This window comes from Pseudomonas sp. MSSRFD41 (assembly GCF_014230245.1).
GTDB lineage: Bacteria > Pseudomonadota > Gammaproteobacteria > Pseudomonadales > Pseudomonadaceae > Aquipseudomonas > Aquipseudomonas piscis.
The window spans coordinates 70,750-93,590 of record NZ_JACKZK010000017.1 but is presented as its reverse complement, the minus strand read 5'-3'; the positions used below and the strand labels follow the sequence as shown (position 1 = coordinate 93,590).

Below are 22,841 nucleotides of genomic sequence, written 5' to 3'. Positions count from 1 at the left end.
GCTTCAACTTCCCTGTGACGCGTCTGCTTTGGATGAATGAATGCCGGCTGCGGCCTCTAGGTAAGCGCGGCCAAGGCCATCAGCCGTTCCCGCAGCCGCTCCTGCAGGGCCGCGGTGTCGGGCACCGACCGGGTGTCGAGCGTGAGTTGCTCGCGGCCCAGTAATCCGGCCAGGCTGTCCGGGCCCTCGTTCGATACGGGCGCCAGGAGCTTGAGCAGTGCCAGCTGGCCCAGGTCTGCGGCCAGCAGTTGATCGATGGCTCGCAAGCCTTCCTCCGGCTCGATGGAGCCCAGCCCCAGGGCCTGCATGCGCTGCCGATAACGCGGGTCGCTGACCGTGCCGACGCTTCCCCAGTAGCCCCAGTTGATCACCTTGACCGGGCAAGCCCAGCGCTCCCCGAGCTGGCGGGCGAAACCGTCGGCGAAAGTGCAGCCCGCCGCATAGTTGCTTTGTCCGGCGGCGGTGCTGAAGGACATCATCGAAGAGAAGAACAGCACGAAGTCCAGGGTCGCGGCGCTCGCGCCGAAGGCCTGGGCCAGGGCCACGCTGGTCGCGACCTTGGCCTGCAACACCTGGCTGAAGGTCTGCTCATCCATATTGGCCAGGCTACGGTCCTTGAGCACGATGGCCGAATGCACCACCCCATTGATCCGGCCAAAGCGCTCGCCCACCTCGCGTTCGATCCTGGCCAACTGCTGCGCATCCGCGGCGTCGGCCTGCAGGTAGACCGGCGCCGGAGCGCCGTGCATCGAGCTGATGGCGGTCAATTCGTCGAGTTTCGCCGCGACCTCCCCCTCCAGCGCCCGCCGTCCGACCCAGATCACACGGGCGCGATGTCGGCTGATCACATGCTGGCTCCAGACGGCGCCGATGCCACCGGCACCGCCGATGACCAGGTAAACGCCGCCGTCGCGATAGACCGGCATCGCGGCCGCCAGCGCATCGGCCTTGACCTGTACCAGTTGCCGGCGCCACCACTGGCCCTGGCGCAACGCCAGCGGCTCGCCGGAGGCGAGCGCGGCGAACGGCGCGCCGCCCAGCGACGGCAGTTGCTGCTCGGCCAGGTCCGCCAGGCGCACCGTCCAATGCGGGTATTCCTTGGCCAGCGAGCCGGCCAGCCCATGCACCGCGGCATGGGTCACATCGCAGGACTCGCCGGGATGGATGGCCAGCGCCTGGGCGGTAAGCAGGGTCAGGCGCAGCGAGGCACGACCATGGCCCAGTTCCAGCAGGGCCTTGATCAGCCGGAACAGCGCCAGGACACCCTGTTGCTGCGCAGCGACCAGGTCCGCGCCGGGCTCTACGGGCGGCGCCAGCCACACCACTTCCTCGAGGCCGGGGTGGGCCTGCAGCACGCCGAGATAGTCGTTCCGGCCATCCTCCAGCAGCTCCGCCCGGGGATAAAGCGTGGCCAATGCCTGGCGGCGCGCCGGCGTGGCGCCGAAGACCAATACCGGGCCCTGGGCTTGCTGTTCTTGGGAGGCGCCGTCGAGCACCGACCAGACCGGCGCCAGCAGGTGCCGTGTAGCGCTGGGTGGTTTGTTTTCCGTCACGGTATCGGGCCTCCTGGAGCTCAAGCCGATGAACCGTGCGCACAGCCGCCCCTGGTCGTCCACCAGGTCGATGTCGCAGCACTGGCGTGGCGGGTCGCTGCACAGCAACGCCCACATCCGTCGCTGGCAAGGGGCGATGAGTTCCAGGCGCTGCAAGGCGAAGGGCAACAGCAGTGGCCAGGGGCCGGCCAACTCACCGCTCAGTGGCAGCAACAGGCCGATGGCTGCCTGCAATGCGCCGTCGGCCATGCCGGGCTCCAGCCACCAGTCAGATCCGGGCGTGAGATCTTGCAGCTCCAGCCGCGCCAGCACCTGGCGCTGGCCGTCCTGCTCGGCGATCTGCAGCTGGCGGATCGCGCGGTGGCTGGGCCCGTAGTCCAGGCCCATCCGCTGGAACAGCCCGTAGACGGCTTCAGCCTCCAGCTGGCGTGCCCAGGATCGTGCCCGCCACTGCGCCAGGTCCGGCGTCTGGATTGGCGCGGGTGTCGCGGCGCTGACCCGGGCCTGGCAATGCACCACCGGCTGGTCGCCGTCAAGGCTGTGCAGGGTGAGCGCCAGGTGCCCCGCCGTGGCTTGCAGGTCCAGCTGCAAGCGGCGCGGCGTCCCTTGCACCGTCAAGGGCGCCAGCCAATGGAGCGGCTCGATGACCATGCCCCGAGCGGTTCCCGCGTCGCGAACCTGGCTGACGGCGACCCTGATCATCTCCAGGTAGGCGACACCGGGCAAAGTCTTGTGCCCGGCCACCTGGTGATCGCGCAGCCAGGGCTCGTCACCCCGCAGCAGGCTGGTGAAGGCCGGATGCTCCGGGCTCGGGTGCCGTGCCTGCAACAATGGATGTGCCGCCGGGACCGGTGGCCGCGGGCCGCCCACGGGCGCCCAGTAACGCTCGCTGGCGAAGGGATAGCTCGGCAGGCCGATGCGCCGGGGGCGCTCGCCCTGCCCGGCGCGCAACGCGGCCCAGTCGATCCGCAAGCCGTCGCACCACAGTTCCAGCACCTGCTGCCACAGCCCCTGGGCCAGCAACTCGATCAGCGGCTCCTGCCGGGAGTCGGGCCATTGCTGCTTGAATTGCTCGAGCCGTTGACTGGCCAGTTGGCTGTCACCGCGAATCCAGCCGCTGCTGTCGCCGCCGGCCAGCGCACGCAGCGACCCCAACAAGCTATGCAGGGACGAAGTGACGAGCGCCGCGCGATGCGCCATGGCCTCGCGCCCCACTTGCAGGGTCCAGGCCACCGCCGCCAGGCTGTCGCCGGCCTCGGCCCGTTCCAGCCTGGCCAGCAGGCGCCCGGCGATCTGCCGCAATTGCTCGGGCTCGCGGGCCGACAACAGGATCATCTGCGGCTGTGCGGTATCGCTCGCCAACGGTCGGGGCCGTGGGTATTCGGCGACGATCAGGTGGGCATTGGAGCCCCCGGCGCCGAACGACGACAGCCCGGCGATGCGTGGCATGGGCCGGCCCGCCTGCACTGCCTGCGGCCACTGGCGCAGCTGCTGGTTGACCTTGAGGGCCGTGGCGGCGAAATCGATGAAGGGATTGAGGGTCTGCGAATGCAGCGAAGGCGCGATTTGCCCGTGCTTGAGCTGCAAAAGCACCTTGGTCAGGCCAGCGATTCCAGCCGCGGCCTCGCAGTGTCCGATATTGGACTTCACCGAGCCGATCCAGCAGGTCTGGTCCGGCGCACGCGGACCCAGGGCCTTGTCCAGGCCGGCGATCTCGATCGGATCGCCCAGGCGGGTGCCAGTGCCGTGGGCTTCGATGTAGCTGATAGCTGCCGGCTCCAGCCCGGCATCGGCCAGCGCGCCGCTGATGGCCGCTTGCTGCGCCCGGGGGTCCGGGACGCTGTAGCCGGTGCTCTTGCCGCCGTGATTGAGGTGGCTGCCCTTGATCAGGCCATGGATCTGGTCGCCATCACGCTCGGCATCTGCCAGGCGCTTGAGCACCACCACGCCAACCCCTTCGCCCGGGACATAGCCGTCGCCGCCTTCACCGAAGCTTGCGCACTGGCCCTGGTTGGAGATGAACTGGCCGCTGCTGAGCATCAGGTACTTGTTCGGATGCAGCGTCAGGTTGACGCCGCCGGCGATGGCCATGCTCGTACGGCCGCTGTGCAAGTCCTGGCAAGCCAGGTGCAGGGCCGTGAGCGAACTGGAGCACATCGAATCCACCGCCAGGCTCGGGCCCTGCAAGTTGAGGCAGAACGACACGCGGTTGGCGATGCTCGCGCTGGAACCGGCGAACCCCATGCGCTGGCCGCGCAGGCTGGCTTCGGCGCCCAGCAGTTGGTACTCGTTGTACATCACCCCGGCATAGACGCCGACCTGCGGTCCCGAGCCCTCCTGCCCGGTGCCGAGCTGGCGGCTGTAGCCGGCGTCCTCCATGGCCGCCCAGGCGGTTTGCAGGAACAGCCGTTCCTGGGGATCGAGCAGCTCGGCCTCCAGTGGCGAGATATTGAAGAACAGTGGGTCGAACCGGTCGATGTCCGCGATGAACCCGCCCCACTTGCTGTTATGTACGCCGGCCTGGCCGCGGTCGGCGCTGTAGTAGTCGCGCCAGTCCCAGCGCTCGGGAGGAATCTCGCGGATGCTGTTGCGGCCCTGGCTGAGGTTCTGCCAGAAGGCCTCCAGGTCTTCGGCGTCCGGATAGCGCCCGGCGATACCGATGATCGCGATATCGTCATGCACCGGCGGGTTCGCCAGGGGCTGCGGCGCACCGCTGTGGAACAGACGCCGGAGCGCAGCGCCAGGGGCGCGCTCTGGCGCCTTGGTGGTCCGCGCCGCCAGGTAGCCAGCCAGGGCGTCGAGGCTGCAATGCTCGAACAGCAAGGCCGGCGGCAACGCACCGAACACCTGTCCGAGGCGCCGGGTGAGCGTGAGGATCTGCAACGAATCGAACCCCAACTCCTCGAAGCAGCGCGAGTCGTCGCTGCGCTCCAGCGGCCGCTGCAAGACCTCGGCCAGCAGGCCGCGCAGTTGCTCAGCGAGCGGTGCCGATACAGGGCTCGAGACCTGGCGCGCGGCAAGATGGCCAGCCAGCTCGCGCAGGCTCGGGTACTCGAAGAACAACGTCTTGGACAGCGGGCCGAAGCGTTTTTCCAGGACGGCGGTCATTTCCAGGATCATCAGCGAATCGAGCCCGTACTGCTCGAACGGCAGCTCTTCGTCCAGCCGTTGCGGTGCCAGCTTCAGGGTCTTTGCCAGCAACTGGCGCAGCCAACTCGCCAGATCCACAGCGTCCAGCGCCGCGGCCTCGGCCACCGGCGCCGGGCCGGCGTCGAGCAAGGCGCGCAGTTTCTCGCCGTCGCGGCCCGCCAGGACCATCAATTGTTCCGCATCGCTGTGCAAGGCCTGGTAGAACGCCTTGACGCCGGTGGCGCTGGCCATGGCTTCTATGCCCGTGCGCTCGGCCAGCAGGCGACGTGCGCCAGCGCTCATGTGCAGGCCGCCCGCCTGCCAGAGCGGCCAGTTGATCGCCAGGGTCCGGCCTTGCCGGTCGCCAGCGGCGACCTGGCGGTTGCGCAGGCTGGCAAAGGCATCCAGATAACCATTGGCGGCGGCGTAGTCGCACTGTCCGGCGTTGCCCAGAACACTGGCGATGGAGGAAAACAGCACGAAGAAGTCCAGTGCCAGGCCGCTGCTGCAGCGGTCCAGGTGCTGCGCGCCGGCGACCTTGGCGGCAAGGACGGCGGCAAAGTCTTGCGCGCTCTTGTCCACCAGCAGGGCGTCACGTGTGATACCCGCGCAATGGAGGATCCCGTGCAGTGCGCCATGACGCTCGATGAGGTCGTCGATCAAGCACTGGACCTGGTCGGCGGCGGCCAGGTCCAGGGCCTGGTATTCCACTCCCGGTCCCAACTGGGCCAGCTTCTCCAGCAGCTCGGGCGCAGTCGCCGGCGTGCGGCCACAGAGCACCACGCGGGCTCGGGGCGCCGCCGATCCGATCGCCCGGGCCATGATCATGCCGATCCCGCCCAGGCCACCGGTGATCAGGTACACGCCGTCCGCTCGCCACGGCGCGGGGCCGTCGCCAAGGGGCTGGGACAGCCAGCACAACTGCTGGCGCCGCAACGCCCCGGCCTCGGCCAGGTAGCGCAGCTGGCGCTCCGCAGGATCGACCGCCTCGGCCGCCAAGGCACTGGCCAGTTGCCAAGGAGTGAGCCCTGCCGCCACCTCGACCACCTGGCAGACCAACGCCGGCTGCTCACGACTGGCACTGCGCAACAGCCCGGCCAGGCCGACATGGCCCACAGGCTCATCGGCGGCGATCAACAGCTGCAGCAGGCATGGCCGCGCGTCCTGGAGCAAGGGCTTGAGTTGCGCAGCCAGGGCCTGCGCGGCTTGCTGGTAGTCGCCCGGCGCCAAGGCATGACAGCCGATGCCCGAGGCCTGTAGCGCTTCGGCCAGCCCGGCAAAGGCTTCATGCTGACCCAGGACCAGCACCTGTCGATCGAGGTCCGGCGCGGGAATCGCGCTGGCCGGTTGGACCTCGCGCCACTGCTTGCGGCACAGCAAGCCGTCGCTCGCCTCGGGACCGGCAGTGGCGACCCGGAACGACAACTGGTGGAGCAAGGCGCAGCACTGGCCCTGCTCGTCGAACAACTCAAGGTCGAAGCGATAGCCCGGGGCCGTCCCGCCCGCCCGGCGAATTTGTTTAGGACTGAGATAAATATAGGGAGAGGTGTGAGATAAACCCGAGACATTCCGGGATCTGATGGTCCATGGTGGTACGGGAACTGTAAATGTGTTGCAGCAGGTGCAATTAGGTTTGGCCCCGGCCATTGTCAGGTGATCGGGGCGCCAGGTGGAAAGGTAGCTCTCTTTGCCGCTGGTAACTACTCTTCGTCGTCCACTTCAAAGGACGCGAAGAGATCACCTTGGTCACGAGCGATTACAGCCAGTCGCATCCTCTTGACGACTTTGTAGACAAACGCCAGGGAGACATTGTACTTCCTGGCAAGTTCTCGTTGGTTCCGCCCCGTGCACTCATCAAAGAGCTGTTGATGCAGCTTCGAAGCCTGCAGGTGGATGCCTTTCGGCATGTAGAGAACCTGCCCGCCCCAGACATTTGCCATGAGCATCGCCACTTCACTGCCATGTGCTTCCGCAAGTTCAGGGCTGACATCTAGTGTATCCCTGGCAGATTGGGCCACATGCTCGGCCAGGGTCTGAAGAAGCTCACCCGGTGCGTTACACGGCGCTTTCATACGACCTCCATATTTGTCACCCGGCGCTGCCACTGCTTTAGGTTCTCGATCACCCGGCTCGCTTGGGGGACGTTGAGCCACTGCAGTGCAGATACTCTGGTCATGCTCTTCACGAACCTGGCTAAGGCTTCCTCAGAAGGATCGCGAACGGCGCCCAGGTCGTGCAGCTCCAGCCACAGTGACCGGATCTTCTTGGCTTGCTCATCATTGGCCCGTGGCCGCGCTCCCGTCTTATTTGGACGGGGCTTAAATCCCAGCTGCTTGAGCTGCTCCAAAACCCTCTGCAGATTTGGAACACTCAGGTCAGCGGTCGATGTAGCGCCTTCCAATCCGACCATGCCGGATAGCATCAGGCGATAGGTATCGTCATCCATGCGCAGCTCACGCCGCGCAACATGGATCAGCTTGATATAACGCAGCCTGGTCAGGTTGTTGGGCGCAGTGCTCATCCCCATCCTCCGCGTTCCATCAATTCAATAGCAGCCTGTTGAGGGTCTTCGATATCGCCGTAGGACAGCTCACGAACGAAGTCTTCCAGCTCGCTCATATGATGAAGGGCGTTTCCTGAGGACCAGGCCGCAACGCGTAGCCCGCCAATCTCTCGCGGAATAGAGTTGCCCATTCCTTCCACTACCAAGGTGTCATAGCTCTGTTTATCGCTCATCTCGCCCCCCCACAGTCAAACGTGCCAATGGCCGATGATTCACCGCGTGGTGCAGCTGGGCCGACCGGCCCGCCTGGTATCCGGCGTCTCCGGCCACTTCGTCTCGGGCCTTGAGTTTGCGGCGTTTCATCTTGGCCTGGCCGAGGTTCGGATATTTCTTGGCCATGTAGGCCTGGATCGCCTCAGCGATGCTGTCCTCGACCCCGGCGAATTGCTCCACCTTGGCTGACACTGCGTCGATCCAGCCATGAGCGAATGCATCGCCACGGGCGACCTTGGTGGCGCGTTTACAGCGCTTCTGTGTAGCGAGAAAATCACGGCGCCCCTTCTGCAACTGGCGCTCCAGTACCTGGTATGCATAGCCTGCCAACTCGGGCACCGCTCCACAGCCGATGAAAATGAACGATGCGCTTTCAAACCAGGGCGTACTAATAATGAAGTGAGCGCCAAATGCCTCGGCACAGACATGGGCTAAGCGTACCCGCCAGGCTGGTGGGTCGCTTTCGGAACCGGCTGCCACCTTGGCCTCTCCGGCCATGCTGGCGAGCACATCCCCCATCTCCAGGTTGTAGGCTTCCATCATTTTGTGAGCCTGACGCAGGGCAATCTCCGCTTCATTGGGGTTAGAACCCTTGCCCTTGGCCATCTCCAAGCACTTCTTGATCTTGTCGAGAATGCGGTCCTGGTCCATTTCACACCCCCGCTAAAGTCAGGTTGATAGGCAAGTACTGGTCGGTATTGCCCTGGCGTTTATAGGCCCGGATGTAGACGGCAGTGCCGTTGACCTGGATGGAGTCTTTCAGCGCCTGCATGGCTCTTTTCCAGTCGGGATCGTCGATCTCCACACGCAACAAACTGAGCACGTCCTTGACCATCAGTTGCCCCTGGCGGTTGGCCCTGAAAGCGCGGTCAACCAGAACCCGTAGGTGGCTGTTGGCGCCCTCGGACCAGGCGTTGATGCATTGGTTGATCAGTTCTTTGGCAGCGAGGATTTCCTCGGTAAAAACAACCCGGTCGGCATAGGCCCGCTCGATCTTGAACTCGCCGTCGTAGGTGGTGATCGAGACATTGCCTTTCTGGCCGCCCAGCGTGACACCGTAGCGCTCGGACGAAACGGCGATCAGATCGGCAATGTCGGCCAGGGCCTGTTTCTTGAAATGGGCCAATGCCTGGCTGAGCTGCTCAGCGGCGGTGCCAAGATCACGCGCAACTCCGTCACGCAGCTTGTCGTGCTCGCGCACCTGGTCAATCGGAACCAGGTGGCCAACGGCGTTGCGTACGAAGCCTTCAGGAATAGTGATATCAGTCATGAGACTCTTCCTTTATGTAGGCCAGAAGCTGTTGCGCTGCTTCAATAATTGCGTTGCCAGCACTCGGGTGGCTTTGTACCTTGACGATCACGCGTTCAATCCCACCAGCTTTGTCGTACACCGTCACCATCCAGCCGCCGATGCGGTTGTAACCAATCTCCAGCCACAGGAATGGCTTGATCGATTGCGCGGACTCGAAAGCGACCAGGAGGTCAGCAAGGTGGGTGACGTGCTCGTTGGACTGGGCATGGAGATACAACAACACCTGATCCAGGTGCTGTACCGCGTCCAGGAGCCGACCTTCAGTGATAGAGGCCTGGGTAGAGCTGAGCGCTGCTGATACGCCAGAAGATGGCTGCAAATGCTCCAAGAGCACCGAAACATGCTGCATGGCCTCCTGCCAGAAAAGCGCGGGAGTCTCAGAGCGGACAGCTGCGCGCAGCGTGTCAATGGAGTGAGTAAGGGCCTGGTTCATCAGTGGACCTGCCTTGCCGACTTGGCTGCTGTCTGTTCTTGGTAGTAATCGCCTAGTCGCTGCATCTCGCTATTGATGTCGCTGTAGTTGCCCGCGATTTGCAGCTTGGCGAGCTTCACCAGGATCGCGTTGAGTGCGTGGACCTGTTCTTTCAACTCAATGATCTTCAAATCCTTGCCGAGTAACTCCTCGTTGGCTCGTTTCAGCTCAGTACGGACCTGCTGCTCGCTGAGCAGATCTGGATTGCAGAGGGTCGAACATGCGTGAACGATGACTTCACTCATGGTCCTGCTCCTTCACCAAGGTGTACCAGGCGACATCAACATTGCGCACGGTCACGGTGTTGCAGGTGAACCGCCCACGAGGTGAATACCGAATGCCCCTCAGTTCATGCCCGAACCGGCGCAGGAACAGCTCGACACTGGACGGTTCGATAAAGATCTTGTTGTCGGCCAGCACCAGGTGCTTGATCCCAATGCCAGCCTGGCGAAGTTCGCGGGTCAGGTCGTTGAAGGCCGACAACTTCGCGGGGAAGTCGTCAGCCAGGATGCTGGGCGGCAGTGCCACTTGCCCCCCGACCAGATACAGAGCGGCCATCTCACACCCCCTTCACGACATCAGCGGTGACCACGGGTACGCCCAGTTGGGCAGCCAGATTCATCGCAGCGATGACCAGATTGCCGATGGCCAACGGATAAAGCTGTGACATCGTTCCATCGGGGCTACCGCGTCGGCTTGGCTGAGACAGACGTTCTGCTATCGCCTGGATGCCGCTGGCATCGATGATCTCCGCAAGCACTTTGCCTGCCCGGTCGAAGCGGAACTTCAGGAACTCTTCCAGTCGCGCTTCTTCAACCGGCTCAAACGTAACGCGCTCACAACGTTGTACAACCTCGCGTACTTCGGCGTTACGGGAGCTGAGTTTCACGTTCAGTTCGGGCTGGCCGATCATGATGATGCTGACAAGTTTGGTGAAACCAACCTCCAGCTCCAGGATGCGTTTGAGGTGTTTAAGCGTTGAAATCGGCAGGCTGTGGGCTTCTTCGATCACCAGGCAGTGGCGGTAACCCGCTGCATGGGACTCTTTCAGCGCCTTATGCAACTGAGCGAAGCGTGCCTCGGGGCTGCTTTTGGGTTTCGCCAATGGAGCCACTGCCGCCATCATCGACTCGGCGATATGAGTGCTTTTCAGGGCTTTGCCCTTTGCTTCGCTGTCCTCAGACGACAGGACATAGGGTTCAATAATGATCACCTGTTCGCTACCCTCGGTGATGCGGTTCACCAGGTCGCGGCGAAGCGTGCTTTTACCTGCACCTGTCTCTCCTACGACAGCGAGGAAACCACCGTGCCGCGCCGTCTGATACATGATCTCGCGGACATAGCGAATGTCGGGGCTAACCCACATGTCCTGGGCGCATTGCAGCTCATCAAATGGGTCACGGAAAAGGCCAAAGGCTTTTCGGGTACTTGGCTGTAAGGTCTGTTTTGGCAGTAACATAGGTTCGTCCTCCCCGGACGGCTCTTTCACTAGGGCCGGATCTGCCGTGTTGGCGCACGGCAGATCCACTTCTTCAAAGGCGTTGGCGATATCGGCATCGTTGGCGCCGCATTCGGTCAGGAATACGCGGATACGCCCCTGCAGGTCTTCGCAGTCCAAGCTGCGCGGCCACTGACCGTGGTTCAGCAACTGGGCGACTGTCGCGTCACTGAGCTTCAGCGACTCGGCCAAGGCCGTTTGAGGCTTACCGATTCCTTGTAAAACGTGCTTGAGCTTCAACATCACTCACCTCCAACCGCAGTCAGCACCAGGCTGAGCGGCTTGCGCATGACCTCAACAGGTCGTTTCAGCTCCGCCTCAATGGCGTCGAGCTGCTCATGGGGAACTCCTTCTGGATACCGCTGCTGCAGCAGACTGAAACTGTCAGCCGACCAAAGATTGCCCAGGCGTGGGCGCAACAGCTTGGCGGCTTCAACATGGCTGAGCGGCGCCAGCTCGACAGCCGGGGCATTGACGTTGAGCGACGTGCCGCGACGCGGCATGTATGACGGCAACACCGTGTCGTTGATGTGTTTATGAGGGTCGATCAGTCCGCCGAACGGAACGGCCTTGGCCTTGCGAGAAGCCTCTGCGTCGGCCTGGTTGGCTGTACCGGTGGCGATCTGCTCCAGGACTTTGCGCGACTCCTGCGCAGGGGTGTCGGCATGGCGTTTGTACTGTTCGCCGATCAGCGCCGAGGTCTCAGCAAACCCGAACTGATCGATTCCGATCCGGTCGATCACGTGGTAGTGCTCACGGCCATCCTCACCCACCAACACAGCGATGGCAGTATCCGTGTCACGCCAGCAATTGCGGGTGATCAGGAGCTTTTCACCCACCATCACATCAGGTACTGAGCTGACATCGAACTGAGCGCCGCGAAACGAAACCCGCAACAGGTTGCTGACCTTCCGGTACTCCGGCGTACTAACAGCCAGCTCACGGCAGACCTCAATGCTCGGAGCCAGGCGCAGTTGCTCCTGCTTGATCAACTGCCAAACGCCGTACCGGGTGCGCCGGGTCCGGGTGTGGATCGCGGTCGCGTTGTAGTAACGCATCCACTTTCCGGCCCAAGTATTGATCTGTTCCAGGCTGTTCGCTGCCTGAAACTTCAACGCACTCTCAAACTCACGTTCAACAATGTTGTGCGCCTGTTCGACCTGACCCTTTGCCCGCGCATTGCCGACCTGGTTGATGATCAGTTCGATGGACATGGCGCGGCATAGGTTGCGGAAAATGCCGCTGGTCATGGCCGCGCCTGGGTCGGTCATCAGCATCCATGGCACGCCGTGGAATGGGTCCGCCTCGTGACGCTTTTGCATCGCGTTGATCAACACGTTGCACAAGTTCTCTGCGGACTCCGCCCCCAGGACATACTCCAGATACAAGGTTCCACTGGTGTGGTCCGTGATCACGTAGCGCCAAAGGCGTTGACGCTCGATTTTCTTCAAGTTGCTCGGCTTGCCGTCATAGAACTCGGCCTTGTTCATCACCTGGGCGCCGCTGTCCGCGAGGTAGAACTGCGTCGAGATCGAGGCGTCCACCTGCCAAACGTGGTTGGGATGATTGCTGGCCAGCGACACCGCAGGTGCATCCTGCAGCAGCTGGTCTGGGTGCAGCTTGTAACCCTGTAGGGCGCGGCTGATGGCGCCACTTGTCAGCGGGCGAAACAGCCCTGTCGCCTCATCGACTCGCCCGGCCAAGATCAAGCCGTTGCTCCGCAGGCGTTCAACAGCGCGCTCAATCGTGGACAACTGCTTGTTGTTGGCTCGGATCGATTCCAGCAACATCGCTGATATCAACCGAGCTTCATCCAGGGGCAAGGCGCTGTTGCCTGCGTCACTACGGCGTTTACGCGGCTTCGTCACTCGGACCTCCTTCAGCTTGCGCTGAAGTGTTTGAATGGAAACGCCCAGCTCAGCTGCGCCTGCCTTGTAAATTGCAGTGCGCTGACCGTGCGGAGCGCTCTCCGCACGCAAGGCGATCTGTGCCAGTTGCTGGGTCAGTACCGGATTCATGGATTAAGCCTCGGCCTGGCCCATCCAGGCCGGAGCGCCCCCTTTCTGGTCGTGCAGGTGAAACTCGCTGCGAAGGGTGGCCAGGGTGGTTTCAAGTTGAAGGATCAGGTCCGCCTGGTAAGCACGGTGATCTACGCCATGTTCCTCACCGTGTTCAGCCATCTTGGAAAAGCCTTCACGCAATTCGCCCAGGATCTTGGCCTCGACTTCAAACTGCAGTGCAACAAGCTCTGTGCGCAGCTCTTTGAGGACATCGTCAGGGGTGGCGGTCTGGATGCGTTTACGGTGCTTCTCCAGCTCCTGCTTGGTGCTGTCCAGTTCTTTGGTTTTCTTCGCCATGACTTCGCTCTGCGCTTCGTAGTCGGCGTTGGTTTCGTCCAGGCGCTTGCCCAGCTCTTCCTTTTCCTTGGCGTGCTTGGCAATGATTTCTTCGGCGAGGTCAAGGAAAGCGTCCTTGTCACCGGTCTTGGCCACTTCAATCAGGGCCGATTTCTGGTCCTCAGGAAGGCGGCGGTACTGGCGCATTTCGCGGTAGCCGATGCCCATACGGGACATCGAATCGAGGGCCTCTTCACCGAATGTGCGGAGGTTGCTGATGTCCAAATCTGCTTTGTCTGCAGACATTCCCAGTACTTGGCAAAACTCTTCCCAAGTCCCTGAAAATTCCGAACCGTTCGGGTTTTTCCGGCCAGCCAGCGCCCGATAGAGCTTGTTTTCCTTGACGTAAGCAAGTTTGGAAGTCCGAACGGTTCGGGAAAATTCCTCGAACGCCCCAGCCATCTGTGCCTGACCAAGAAGCTGGTTTACTAGGTCACGCTCTTCACTGTGTGAGGCTTGAAGGGTTGCCATTGCATTCTGGTTGGCGGTGAGCATCTCGCCATTCAGGACTGGCAGATCGACTGTTTCTACGGGTTGGGCTTTAGTACGTGCCATGGTGTTCTCCTTAGTTCATCGATCCAGCAGCTATGCGCTGATTGATTTCCTGCATACGGTTAGTCAGGCGGGCCATATGCTCGGCGTGGGCCTGGGCGATCTGCAGCACACCCACTGAGTGAGCGAAACGACCGTTGTCCAGCTTCACCGCAAGACCTTCCTCGATCAGGGTCTGCATCGCTCGGGTGATGTTGCTGGGGCTGTCCTGGGTGAGTTGGGCCAATTCGACGTTGCTAAGGCCTGTCACGGTGTGGCCTTTCAAAGCTTTGAGCACCCGCAACACACGTGCGGCGGCAGAGAAGGTGCGGCTCATGATTGCCCCTCCAGTTCCAACTGCGGGTGAGCGTGCTGCTGTACGTTGCCACGGTGCCACGCCAACTCCTCAAGTGCGGCCTGGATAGACGCTAACGTCGCACTTGCTTCTGCATCGTCCGCATAAAAAGCCATCAACTGGCCCGTAGTTTCGTGGAGTACAGCTTGTAACGATTGGATGTCATGCGCGGTGGGAGTCCTACCGGAAGGTACGTCGATCAGCAGCTTTCCGCTGTTACCTGCCAGCCAGCGGGTCACTAGATTGATGCCGCAGACCTGCTCGAATGCGGGCACCAGAACGGCAGGCATCCGGCCATTTGCGATCCACTTGTAAAGAGTCCAGTGATCCTCAAGGCCCATCAGAGAGGCGATGCGTTCAATGCTGTGGTTAAAGCGCTCTTTGGCGTGTTGCTGACAGAGTTTCAGTGCATCACGCAGATTGGTTGGTTGTACCCGTTTCCATTGACGAGGGCTCATTGGAGAGCCTCCTGAGTCAGCGAAAAGAGACCCTCCAAACAAAAAGTTAGTTTGACTATTGGTAATGCCATTGCGCCATGCACAATGAAATCGGGTAAATTCACTGAGAGGGCGGGAGCAATGGATAGCGATCTGCAACGGTTACAAGCACAAGTCGAAGCACAAAGCGTGGTGATCGAAGGTCTATTGCGGATCTGTGTACAATTCTGCGAAACAGATCCATTAGCATTGGTCAGTGAGTGGCGAGCATTCCGGCGTAGCCCTACTTTTTTCGCGGCGGATAGCGCGTCGAAGCGAAGATTGGCTGATGAGTTGGACTCATGGGCTGATATCGTCATCATGCAACTTCCAGTGCTTTAGCCGGGTCCCTGCAAATCTCACCAGCCTTCAAACCGAGCTTGATGGCTATTTCGTGGGTCTGGCCGCGAACACACTTTTTGCGACCTCCGAGCACTTCAAAAACAAGGTTCGGAGAAAAGTGATTGGCGATTGCCCATTGGGTAATCGAAACACCCTTGGCCTTCAGGTCTGCACGGGCCTGATCGGGGGTACGCAGCTTCATGAGGGAGCTCCTTTCGAGGAGTTATGGCGCCTTTCTAGGTGCCGACTAAATGACCATTCGTGGTTGGATGGTGTGAATCAATGATGGTATCTAAAAAGATACCTGTCAACAGGTTTGGTATGAAAATAGATATCGGAGATCGACTGCGAGAGGAACGTGAAAGACTTGGTTTCACTCAGCCAGCATTCGGAGCTATTGGTGGCGTGCAGAAACTCGCCCAGCTCAAATACGAAAAGGGGGACCGGTTTCCCGGGGCTGACTACCTTGCAGCTATTGCTAGGTTAGGGGCAGATGTCCTCTACATTGTGACCGGCCTACACAGTGCAGAAGCGTTGTCAGAGGATGAGAGTGAGCTAGTGACTCTCTTTCGCAAAGCGGCACTACCAGTCAAGGCGTCAATTCTGGCGGGATTGGCCGCAGGAACAAATGACAAACAGAAAGAAAAAAGAAAACAGACTTTTCATGGTGATGTAGGCCAGATAGTGGAAGGTTCAATTACTAACGAGGCCGAAGTGTCATTTAATTTCGGTGTTGGCAAAATCAAGGAGTGAGGCCATGCGTCAAGACTTCCATGGCGATGCTGGTCAAGTGGCAGGGAAGAACGTAGTTAATAAGGGCGGAAAAACACATCTGGAACTGAATATCCAAGGGGATAATTATGGTTCCATTTCTATGGTGGGGAGTGACAATAGCTCTCAAGAACGGCCACTACATCTGGCATCAGGTCAAGAACTGAGAAACGCTTTGGCCTATTGGCGATCTCAATGGTGGAGTGGAGTCCGTGGTTCTTGGTTGAATGTTCCCTGCATCTTGATGCTTGTATTGTTGGCGGGCCTTGCAACTGCAATGTTTACAGGAGTTCTAATCAAAACATTACAGGATCCTCAGTCAATGTGGACTGTAGTGGTGCCTATTATGGTGGCGATACTGGTATGCGGGGTGTGGCTGAGTCACATCCGGCGGATAGAGGATCGGGTCATGGCAGAAAGCAGTGCTGCCATTGATGCCATCAGAACTGAGCTTCGCAAGCGGCGCTAGTGTTTACTGAGGGGGGCACCATGGGGTTTCTAGGTGGTATTTTGTTCATAGTCAGCTTCATTGGCTTTGGTTTAACAGTTTTGGGCACGGTTGCTCCAGGCGTATTCAAAAATAGAAAAACTGCAGTTACACCAAGGCGCTTATCTATTCTGCTCTGTGGATCTGTAGTAACAATTCTCATGTTTTCAATAGCACTCGTTGTTACCCCCTCCACTTCTAATTCCATCTCTGCGTCTGCGTCTGCGTCTGCGTCTGCGTCTGCACCGGAGCCGGAGCCGGAGCCGGAGCCGGAGAAAACTGAAACACACTCGACAGAGGGTGAGCCCTTGAAGCCTGGTGTTAGATATGCAACTGCAAGTAAACAGGCTCTTATCGCAGCGACCCAGCAAGTCGATTTTTTAGACAAAGCGATGTCTGACAGTGTCGTGGTTCTTAAGCGCGGTCAGCTAAGAGAAATGGGTATCCAGAGCCGCTTATTTAATGAACTGGTTGCTTCCGGTAAAGCGCAATTCGGCGACTCAGTTTTCGAACCGCTAGGGCAATGTTTTTCTGCTGGTATTTATGCCAGTTTGTGGTGGCAGTCTCAGCGAGCTGCTGCGATGAATGCTGGGGTGGAAAAGATCCCTGGTTCAATTCAAGACGCATTGAACTCGTATAAGACAGCCCGCGACGCTTGTCTGGTGTCAGCTACCCCAGCAGCTTAAAGTTGCACTTAATAAGATCTCTTTAAACTCGATTAAAAGCCTTCCTGTACCACGCCGCCGAGAATGGCGGCGTGTGTATTTCTGGCGCCTGCAACTGGCGCCATTACAGGAGGCGTCAGATGCGACCCGAAAGCCCTCGCGGTATCCGCAACTTCAACCCCGGCAACATTCGCCATGTCAAAGGCACCCGCTGGCAGGGCATGTCAGCGAACCAAAATGACGCTGCATTCGTTCAGTTCACCGGCGCCCAATGGGGCATCCGTGCCCTGGCCCGGACGCTGATCACCTACCAGGACAAGCACCAGCTGCGCACCATCCGCCAAATCATTGGCCGTTGGGCACCGCCGAACGAGAACAATACAGAGAGTTACATTCGCCAAGTCGCTACCCGCGTGGGCGTATCCCCCGACACCAGGATCGATGTGTACGACTACCGCACCATGCGGGCTTTGGTTGAGGCAATTGTTCGTCATGAAAACGGCTCCGGCCCGCTCCCGGATGGCAACTGGTACGGCGAGTCGCTGGTAACCGAAGGCTTGCACCTGGCGGGCATTGTCCCCGACGCCTATCACGGGGAGCAGGCATGAAGCTGATCGACAACTGCCATTGCTGCTGGAAGCTCCATAGCGTCCAGTTGGCTATCGTCATCGCGTTGCTGGGCCTCCTGCAGGTGACCGTCCTGCCAATGTGGGAAGCCCAGCTTTCCCCCTCGACCTACGCGACAGTCAACAGTGTGTTGGCCGTGCTGCTCTTCCTGGCACGGCTGGTGAAGCAAGGGCCGGATCAAGGGGACACCCCATGAACCTGCTGGCCCGCATGTTCAACCATCTGTTGTCACTGCTCCCGCGCTCCTGGTCATCGCCAGGCGTGGCGAGCTGGCACGGCCCCCAACCGCTGACCAGGACCGGCAAGCCTCGTGTTGCCGCCATTCGTCGTGCTGCACGAAAGGCACGTAGCCGTAGGGGGCTCAACCATGGGGGTACTTGAAGCCTTGCGCCGCTACGCGCCAGTCCTGCTTGCGTTTGCTTGGGCGATCTCTGTGCTGATTGCTTTCACTGCAGGCGATAAAAGTGCCACCGCTCGTGAGCGCGCAGTGGGCAACGAAGCCTTGGCCAGGCTGGAGCGAAAGTACGCGGATCAGCGTGCTGATTTGGCTCAGGCGAATCTTTCAGCACTTCAGGAACAGGCAGAGCGCGTGGACCAGGTTGTCCGGCAACTGCAGCAAACCCAACAGCAGCTTTCCGACGCACATCAAGAGCTTCAGGAGCGCATCCCCAATGTCACAACTGTCTATCTACCGGGGCCTGCTGCCAAGCCTGCTCCTATCCCTCGCTGCGTGTTTACTGCTGGTTGGGTGCGCGACTTCAATCTCGCCCTCGGCGGAGCCGATCTGCCTGCCACCGCCCCAGCTACCAACACCACCGTCCATGATGCAGCCGCCTGGCCAGCCCCCGGTTCTGCGCAAGAACTACTGGAAAGCGGCGTCACCCCCGCAGACATCCTCGCTTTTGCCCAGGACTACGGTCGTTGGGCCTTGGGTATCCGTGCCCAACTCATCGCGTTTCAACACAAGGACTGACCGCATATGGATGTAGCTGATCTGGCTCAAGACAACGACTTCACCGAAGCCGCCTTGCAGTTCCACCACCGTGGCGTTCAACGCCGCTCGGGACCTTCGGCCTATCGCTGTAGCGAATGCGGCGATGCGATCCCGCAGGCCCGGCGCGAGGCGGAACCTGGCACCGAGCATTGCGTGGACTGCAAGCGCGCACTGGAACACCTGACCCAGCGAGGCCCGCGATGAACCTGGAACAACTCAACTTCAGCTTTACGGCCATGCAATGGGTGGTGCTCACGGTGCTCGGTGTTTACACCTGGTTCGTCAACCGCCAGGCCGCCAGCGCTCAGGAACTGCTGGAGCTGCGCACGCGCATCGTCGCCCTGGAAGAGCATGTCCGCCACCTGCCCGACCAGCAGGCCGTCACCGATCTGCTGGGCGACATGAAAGCCGTGCGCGCCGAACTGTCGGGGGTCAAGGAAGCGCTGGGCCCTTTAGCCCGCTCGCTGGACCGGATCAATGATTACTTGCTGCGAGAGAAGACATGACCCAATACGCCGAATTTCTACGTCAGGATTATCGCCTGGTCATTCTGCGCCTTCTGGGCGAGATGGGCGGCTACCGTGCCAACAGCTCGGTGCTGACAATGGCCCTGGACCGCTACGGCCATACGCTGAGCCGTGACCAGGTGAAAACCGAACTGCACTGGCTGGCGGAACAAGGCGCCTTGACGCTGGCTGATGTCGGCCCTGTCCTGGTTGCGACCCTCACTGAGCGCGGCCAGGACATCGCCGCAGGCCGAGCCCGTGTTCCAGGCATCAAGCGACCGGGGGCGTAACCATGGCGGGCAAGTCCTCAATCAATCGTTTGCCGCCGATGGTCAAGGCGTACATCCAGAAGCTGCTGCGCAAAGACTGCATGACGCTGGATGAAATGCTGGCCGACATCCAGTCTCGCTTTCCCAACGAGAAGACCCCCAGCCGCAGCGCGCTGGGGCGCTTCAAGCTGGGTTTCGATCTGCTGACTGAGAAGGCCCGACAGCACCGCGAACAAGCCGAGGCCTTCGTGGGTGCCTTCGGGGAAGACTCATCCGACAAGACCGGGGCCTTGCTGGTCGAAGCGATATCGACCCTGGCCTACCAGGCCGCTGTAGGTGCTCACGAAAAAGATGATGTCACCACCAAGGAAGTGGCCGACCTTGCGCGGGCAGCCAAGAACACCATGCAGGCCCGCACCCTGAGCATCAAAGAGCGCCAGGCCATCGAGAAAGCTGCTCGTGATCGCATGCTTCAAGAACAGGAGGCGGAGTTGGACAAGACCGTCCAGGCCGGGGGCATCAGCGAAGAGCAAGCCCTGTTCTGGCGTCAGAAATTTCTGGGTGTCAAATGAGTGCCCCATCTGTCAAGCCGTCATCGAGTACCTTGCGCGTTGTCGAATGGGACGATTTGCCGCCGAGCGTCAAACAGATCCCCAGCGACTACAACCCGATTGCCGATGGCATCCTCATGGCTCATCAGGGCGAATGGCTGAGCATTCAGGCCCAAATCAAGCTATGTGAAAAAGGGCGTCGAACCGGCATCACCTTCGCCGAGGCCCTGGACTCGGTGATCACCGCTGCGTCACGCAAGGCCGCTGGCGGCATGGACGTGTTCTATGTCGGTGACACCAAGGAAAAAGGCCTTGAGTTCATAGGCTACTGCGCCAAGTTCAGCCGGGTGATGGCCGAGGCCCAGGCTTCGGGTGTCAGCGAAATCGAAGAGTTCTTATTTGAGGACCAAGACGAATCGGGTAATACCCGTCACATCAACGCCTACCGCATCCGCTATGCCTCGGGCTTCAAGATCGTGGCGCTGTCCAGCAACCCGGCCAACCTGCGCGGCCTGCAGGGCAAGGTCATTATTGATGAAGCGGCCTTTCACCGCGATGTGTCCGCCGTGCTCGATGCCGCGACCGCACTGCTGATCTGGGGCGGTCGGATCGTCATCATCAGCAGCCACAACGGCAAGAGTAACCCCTTCAACCAGATGGTCAGCGACATCCGTGAAGGCCGCTATGGCGATACGGCAGAGGTTTATAAGGCAACATTCGACGATGCTGTTGCCAATGGGTTGTACGAACGCAAGTGCATGATGACCGGGGAAGTCCCTACGGCTGAGGGCAAGGAGTCCTGGTACAAGCAGATCCGCAATGCCTACGGTCCACGCAAGGCGCAGATGCATGAAGAGCTGGACGCGATCCCTCGCGATGGCAACGGCGTGTGTGTTCCTGGTGTGTGGATCGAGGACGCCATGCGTGCAGGTCGCACAGTGCTTCGCCTGGCGCTGGATGATGATTTTGCCTTGCAATCACTTCCCCGCCGTGAAGCCTATGTCGAGGATTGGATCGAGCGCTATCTGGCGCCACTGTTGCTGGAACTTGAGCCCGAGCTGCGGCACTACCTGGGCATGGACTATGCCAGGCATCGGGACTTTTCGATCATCTGCCCCATGTCTGTCGATCAAGCCCGGCACCGCGATGTGCCGTTTGTGGTGGAAATGCACAAGGTGCCGTATCGCCAACAGAAACAGATTCTGTTCTACATCCTGCGACGACTGCCACGCTTTGCCAGCGCCGCGCTGGATGCTACCGGCAGCGGAGAAACCCTGGCCGAAGAAGCGGCGGATGAGTTCGGCCATAACCGCATTCACCAGGTGAAGTTGAGCCGTACCTGGTACGGCGCCTGGATGCCCAAGTTCATCCAGCTCTTTGAAGACACCACCATCACGATGCCCAAGGATGACTCCCTGCAGCAGGACGTGCGCTCAATTGAAACGGTTGAGGGTATTCCGATGATCATGAAGGCCCGCTCGCAAGACCTGAAAGACCCCGAGCTTTACCGCCACGGCGACTTTGCAGGTGCCGGGGCGCTGGCCAATTTCGCGACCCTGGAAAGCGCTGCCGGTCCGGTTTCTGTCAAGTCACGTGGCCCACGTCAGGGCCGAAGAATCACTCAGGGGTACGCATGAACAAGAGAGGTGTGTGGGTCAGCCCCACCGAGTTCGTCAGCTTTGCCGAGGCCAAGCGCAGCTCGGCACTTGCCCAGCATGTTGCCACTCGTGCTCGCTCCAGCACGGGCAGCTTCGGCGGTGCCAGCCTGCCGAACCCCGACCCGATCCTCAAGGCCCAGGGCAAGGACATCACGGTCTACCGTGATCTGCGCAGCGCTGCCCTGGTCGGCGGCAACATCCGCCGCCGCAAGTCGTCAGTCCTCGCCCTGGAGCGCGACCTGAAGCGCGGCAACGCCCCGGTGAGGGTTGAACGTTTCGTGCGGGACTGGCTCGTCGACCTGGACCTGGATCGCATCATTCGCGAGCTGCTGGATGCACCGCTGTATGGCTACCAGCCCGTCGAGCTGATGTGGCAGCCCATGGGAGGTTACCTGGTGCCCGAAGACCTGCTCGGCAAGCCTGCTGAGTGGTTCTTCTATGACAAAGAAAATGCCTTGCGCTTTCGTTCCAAGGAAGCCGGCCTGGACGGGGAACTGTGTGACCCGCAACGCTTTGTCGTGGCCCGCCAGGATGCCACCTATTCCAACCCCTACGGCTTTCCTGATCTGTCCATGTGCTTCTGGCCTGCGGTGTTCATGAAGGGTGGCTTGAAGTTCTGGGTCCAGTTCACCGAGAAGTACGGCAGCCCTTGGGTGATCGGCAAGCACCCGCGAGGCGCCACGGACGCCGAAACCGATTTGCTGCTCGACAGCCTGGAGGCCATGGTCCAGGACGCGGTAGCGGCGATCCCGGATGACTCCAGCGTCGAGATCAAGGAAGCCACCGGCAAGAGCGACAGCGCCGATGTGTATCGCCAGTTGCTGGAGTATTGCCGCAGTGAAATCAACGTCGCCATGCTCGGGCAAAACCAGACTACTGAAAAAGAAAGCAACCGGGCCAGCTCCGAGGCCGGGGCCGAGGTCGCCAAGGATATTCGCGACGGTGACGCCGGGATCGTGACCGCCGCGTTCAACGCGGTGATCCGCCGCATTGTCGATATCAACTTTGGCGAGAGCGTCGCCGCGCCTATTTATGAGCTGTGGGAACAGGAAGAGATCGACAAGATCCTGGCCGAGCGCGACAAAAACCTCAGCGAGTCGGGGGTGCGCTTCACGCCGCAGTATTGGAAGCGCACCTATAACCTGCAGGACGGTGACATCGTGGAAACGGCTGCCGATGAGAGCGGCCCGGCGTTTGCCGAGCCAGCCCTCAAGCCGATCCTCGATCAGGTCGCCCTGGATCAGGCCATCGACAGCCTGCCTGCCGAGCTGCTCCAGGAGCAAGCCGAGCAACTGGTGGCTCCGGTGCTGGAAGCGCTACAACGTGGACGTTCCGACAGTGAGGCCCTGGGCTTGTTGGCTGAGGTCTACCCGCAGATGGATGACCAGACGCTGCAACAGACCCTGGCGCGCTTGTTGTTTATCGCCGACACCTGGGGGCGCCTGAACGCCGCAGCGGATCAGGAGAACTGAG

The 22,841-nt window shown here is 60.7% G+C and carries 27 protein-coding genes; 12 read left to right on the top strand and 15 right to left on the bottom strand.

Going from position 1 to position 22,841, the window contains the following annotated elements:
* Positions 1–56: 56 nt before the first annotated feature.
* From H7A76_RS23045 to H7A76_RS22975, 15 genes are all read right to left on the bottom strand, one after another.
* Positions 57–6,149 (bottom strand): SDR family NAD(P)-dependent oxidoreductase, encoded by a 6,093-nt coding sequence (locus tag H7A76_RS23045; RefSeq protein ID WP_260498059.1) that lies wholly within the window; start codon positions 6,147–6,149, stop codon positions 57–59.
* A 233-nt stretch (positions 6,150–6,382) separates the two neighbouring features.
* Positions 6,383–6,754 (bottom strand): Mor transcription activator family protein, encoded by a 372-nt coding sequence (locus H7A76_RS23040; RefSeq protein ID WP_185700640.1) that lies wholly within the window; start codon positions 6,752–6,754, stop codon positions 6,383–6,385.
* Entirely contained in the window at positions 6,751–7,203 is a 453-nt protein-coding gene (locus H7A76_RS23035) for a gp16 family protein (RefSeq protein WP_185700639.1), read from the bottom strand. The genes H7A76_RS23040 and H7A76_RS23035 overlap by 4 nt, the downstream gene beginning before the upstream one ends.
* Entirely contained in the window at positions 7,200–7,418 is a 219-nt protein-coding gene (locus tag H7A76_RS23030; protein ID WP_157838134.1) for a hypothetical protein, read from the bottom strand. Before H7A76_RS23030 ends, H7A76_RS23035 begins: the two co-directional genes overlap by 4 nt.
* Positions 7,408–8,109 carry a DUF2786 domain-containing protein gene (locus H7A76_RS23025; protein ID WP_185700638.1) on the bottom strand — a complete coding sequence of 234 codons (702 nt, stop codon included), beginning with the start codon at positions 8,107–8,109 and terminating at the stop codon, positions 7,408–7,410. The genes H7A76_RS23030 and H7A76_RS23025 overlap by 11 nt, the downstream gene beginning before the upstream one ends.
* Before the next feature lies 1 nt (position 8,110).
* Complete coding sequence (locus H7A76_RS23020; protein ID WP_185700637.1) at positions 8,111–8,728, bottom strand: DUF3164 family protein; 618 nt, start codon at positions 8,726–8,728, stop codon at positions 8,111–8,113.
* Positions 8,721–9,203, bottom strand: a complete 483-nt coding sequence (locus tag H7A76_RS23015; protein ID WP_185700636.1) for a hypothetical protein — start codon at positions 9,201–9,203, stop codon at positions 8,721–8,723. Before H7A76_RS23015 ends, H7A76_RS23020 begins: the two co-directional genes overlap by 8 nt.
* A complete protein-coding gene (locus H7A76_RS23010) occupies positions 9,203–9,487 on the bottom strand; it encodes a hypothetical protein (protein WP_185700635.1) in 285 nt (94 codons plus the stop codon). The genes H7A76_RS23015 and H7A76_RS23010 overlap by 1 nt, the downstream gene beginning before the upstream one ends.
* Positions 9,480–9,800 carry a hypothetical protein gene (locus H7A76_RS23005; protein ID WP_185700634.1) on the bottom strand — a complete coding sequence of 107 codons (321 nt, stop codon included), beginning with the start codon at positions 9,798–9,800 and terminating at the stop codon, positions 9,480–9,482. The genes H7A76_RS23010 and H7A76_RS23005 overlap by 8 nt, the downstream gene beginning before the upstream one ends.
* Position 9,801: 1 nt before the next feature.
* Positions 9,802–10,983 carry an ExeA family protein gene (locus H7A76_RS23000; RefSeq protein WP_185700633.1) on the bottom strand — a complete coding sequence of 394 codons (1,182 nt, stop codon included), beginning with the start codon at positions 10,981–10,983 and terminating at the stop codon, positions 9,802–9,804.
* A complete protein-coding gene (locus tag H7A76_RS22995; protein WP_185700632.1) occupies positions 10,983–12,758 on the bottom strand; it encodes a DDE-type integrase/transposase/recombinase in 1,776 nt (591 codons plus the stop codon). Before H7A76_RS22995 ends, H7A76_RS23000 begins: the two co-directional genes overlap by 1 nt.
* A gap of 3 nt (positions 12,759–12,761) precedes the next feature.
* Entirely contained in the window at positions 12,762–13,691 is a 930-nt protein-coding gene (locus tag H7A76_RS22990) for a hypothetical protein (RefSeq protein WP_185700631.1), read from the bottom strand.
* A 10-nt stretch (positions 13,692–13,701) separates the two neighbouring features.
* The gene (locus H7A76_RS22985) at positions 13,702–14,004 is read right to left on the bottom strand and encodes a helix-turn-helix domain-containing protein (protein ID WP_185700630.1); all 303 of its coding nucleotides are present in this window, start codon (positions 14,002–14,004) and stop codon (positions 13,702–13,704) included.
* Positions 14,001–14,480: a hypothetical protein gene (locus H7A76_RS22980; RefSeq protein ID WP_185700629.1), complete on the bottom strand. Its 480-nt coding sequence runs from the start codon at positions 14,478–14,480 to the stop codon at positions 14,001–14,003. The genes H7A76_RS22985 and H7A76_RS22980 overlap by 4 nt, the downstream gene beginning before the upstream one ends.
* Positions 14,481–14,817: 337 nt before the next feature.
* Positions 14,818–15,042 (bottom strand): DNA-binding protein, encoded by a 225-nt coding sequence (locus tag H7A76_RS22975; protein ID WP_185700628.1) that lies wholly within the window; start codon positions 15,040–15,042, stop codon positions 14,818–14,820.
* Between the two features lie 80 nt (positions 15,043–15,122).
* Between H7A76_RS22975 and H7A76_RS22970 the strand changes: the two genes are divergently transcribed.
* The 12 genes from H7A76_RS22970 to H7A76_RS22915 all read left to right on the top strand — a co-directional run bounded on the left by H7A76_RS22970 (position 15,123) and on the right by H7A76_RS22915 (position 22,840).
* Positions 15,123–15,593 (top strand): helix-turn-helix domain-containing protein, encoded by a 471-nt coding sequence (locus H7A76_RS22970; RefSeq protein WP_260498058.1) that lies wholly within the window; start codon positions 15,123–15,125, stop codon positions 15,591–15,593.
* Between the two features lie 4 nt (positions 15,594–15,597).
* Complete coding sequence (locus H7A76_RS22965; protein WP_185700627.1) at positions 15,598–16,080, top strand: hypothetical protein; 483 nt, start codon at positions 15,598–15,600, stop codon at positions 16,078–16,080.
* A gap of 20 nt (positions 16,081–16,100) precedes the next feature.
* Positions 16,101–16,784, top strand: coding sequence for a hypothetical protein (locus H7A76_RS22960; RefSeq protein WP_185700626.1), 684 nt, complete (start codon positions 16,101–16,103; stop codon positions 16,782–16,784).
* 119 nt (positions 16,785–16,903) lie between these two features.
* Entirely contained in the window at positions 16,904–17,371 is a 468-nt protein-coding gene (locus H7A76_RS22955) for a structural protein (protein ID WP_185700625.1), read from the top strand.
* The gene (locus H7A76_RS22950) at positions 17,368–17,586 is read left to right on the top strand and encodes a hypothetical protein (protein WP_185700624.1); all 219 of its coding nucleotides are present in this window, start codon (positions 17,368–17,370) and stop codon (positions 17,584–17,586) included. Before H7A76_RS22955 ends, H7A76_RS22950 begins: the two co-directional genes overlap by 4 nt.
* 171 nt (positions 17,587–17,757) lie before the next feature.
* The gene (locus H7A76_RS22945) at positions 17,758–18,363 is read left to right on the top strand and encodes a lysis protein (protein WP_185700623.1); all 606 of its coding nucleotides are present in this window, start codon (positions 17,758–17,760) and stop codon (positions 18,361–18,363) included.
* Between the two features lie 6 nt (positions 18,364–18,369).
* Positions 18,370–18,588 (top strand): TraR/DksA C4-type zinc finger protein, encoded by a 219-nt coding sequence (locus tag H7A76_RS22940; protein WP_185700622.1) that lies wholly within the window; start codon positions 18,370–18,372, stop codon positions 18,586–18,588.
* The gene (locus H7A76_RS22935; RefSeq protein WP_185700621.1) at positions 18,585–18,890 is read left to right on the top strand and encodes a DUF2730 family protein; all 306 of its coding nucleotides are present in this window, start codon (positions 18,585–18,587) and stop codon (positions 18,888–18,890) included. Before H7A76_RS22940 ends, H7A76_RS22935 begins: the two co-directional genes overlap by 4 nt.
* Complete coding sequence (locus H7A76_RS22930) at positions 18,887–19,180, top strand: ArsR family transcriptional regulator (protein WP_185700620.1); 294 nt, start codon at positions 18,887–18,889, stop codon at positions 19,178–19,180. The genes H7A76_RS22935 and H7A76_RS22930 overlap by 4 nt, the downstream gene beginning before the upstream one ends.
* A 2-nt stretch (positions 19,181–19,182) precedes the next feature.
* Positions 19,183–19,731: a phage protein Gp27 family protein gene (locus tag H7A76_RS22925; RefSeq protein WP_185700619.1), complete on the top strand. Its 549-nt coding sequence runs from the start codon at positions 19,183–19,185 to the stop codon at positions 19,729–19,731.
* 32 nt (positions 19,732–19,763) lie between these two features.
* A complete protein-coding gene (locus H7A76_RS22920) occupies positions 19,764–21,347 on the top strand; it encodes a hypothetical protein (RefSeq protein WP_260498057.1) in 1,584 nt (527 codons plus the stop codon).
* Positions 21,344–22,840 (top strand): DUF935 domain-containing protein, encoded by a 1,497-nt coding sequence (locus tag H7A76_RS22915; RefSeq protein ID WP_185700617.1) that lies wholly within the window; start codon positions 21,344–21,346, stop codon positions 22,838–22,840. Before H7A76_RS22920 ends, H7A76_RS22915 begins: the two co-directional genes overlap by 4 nt.
* The last annotated feature ends 1 nt before the right edge of the window (position 22,841 follow it).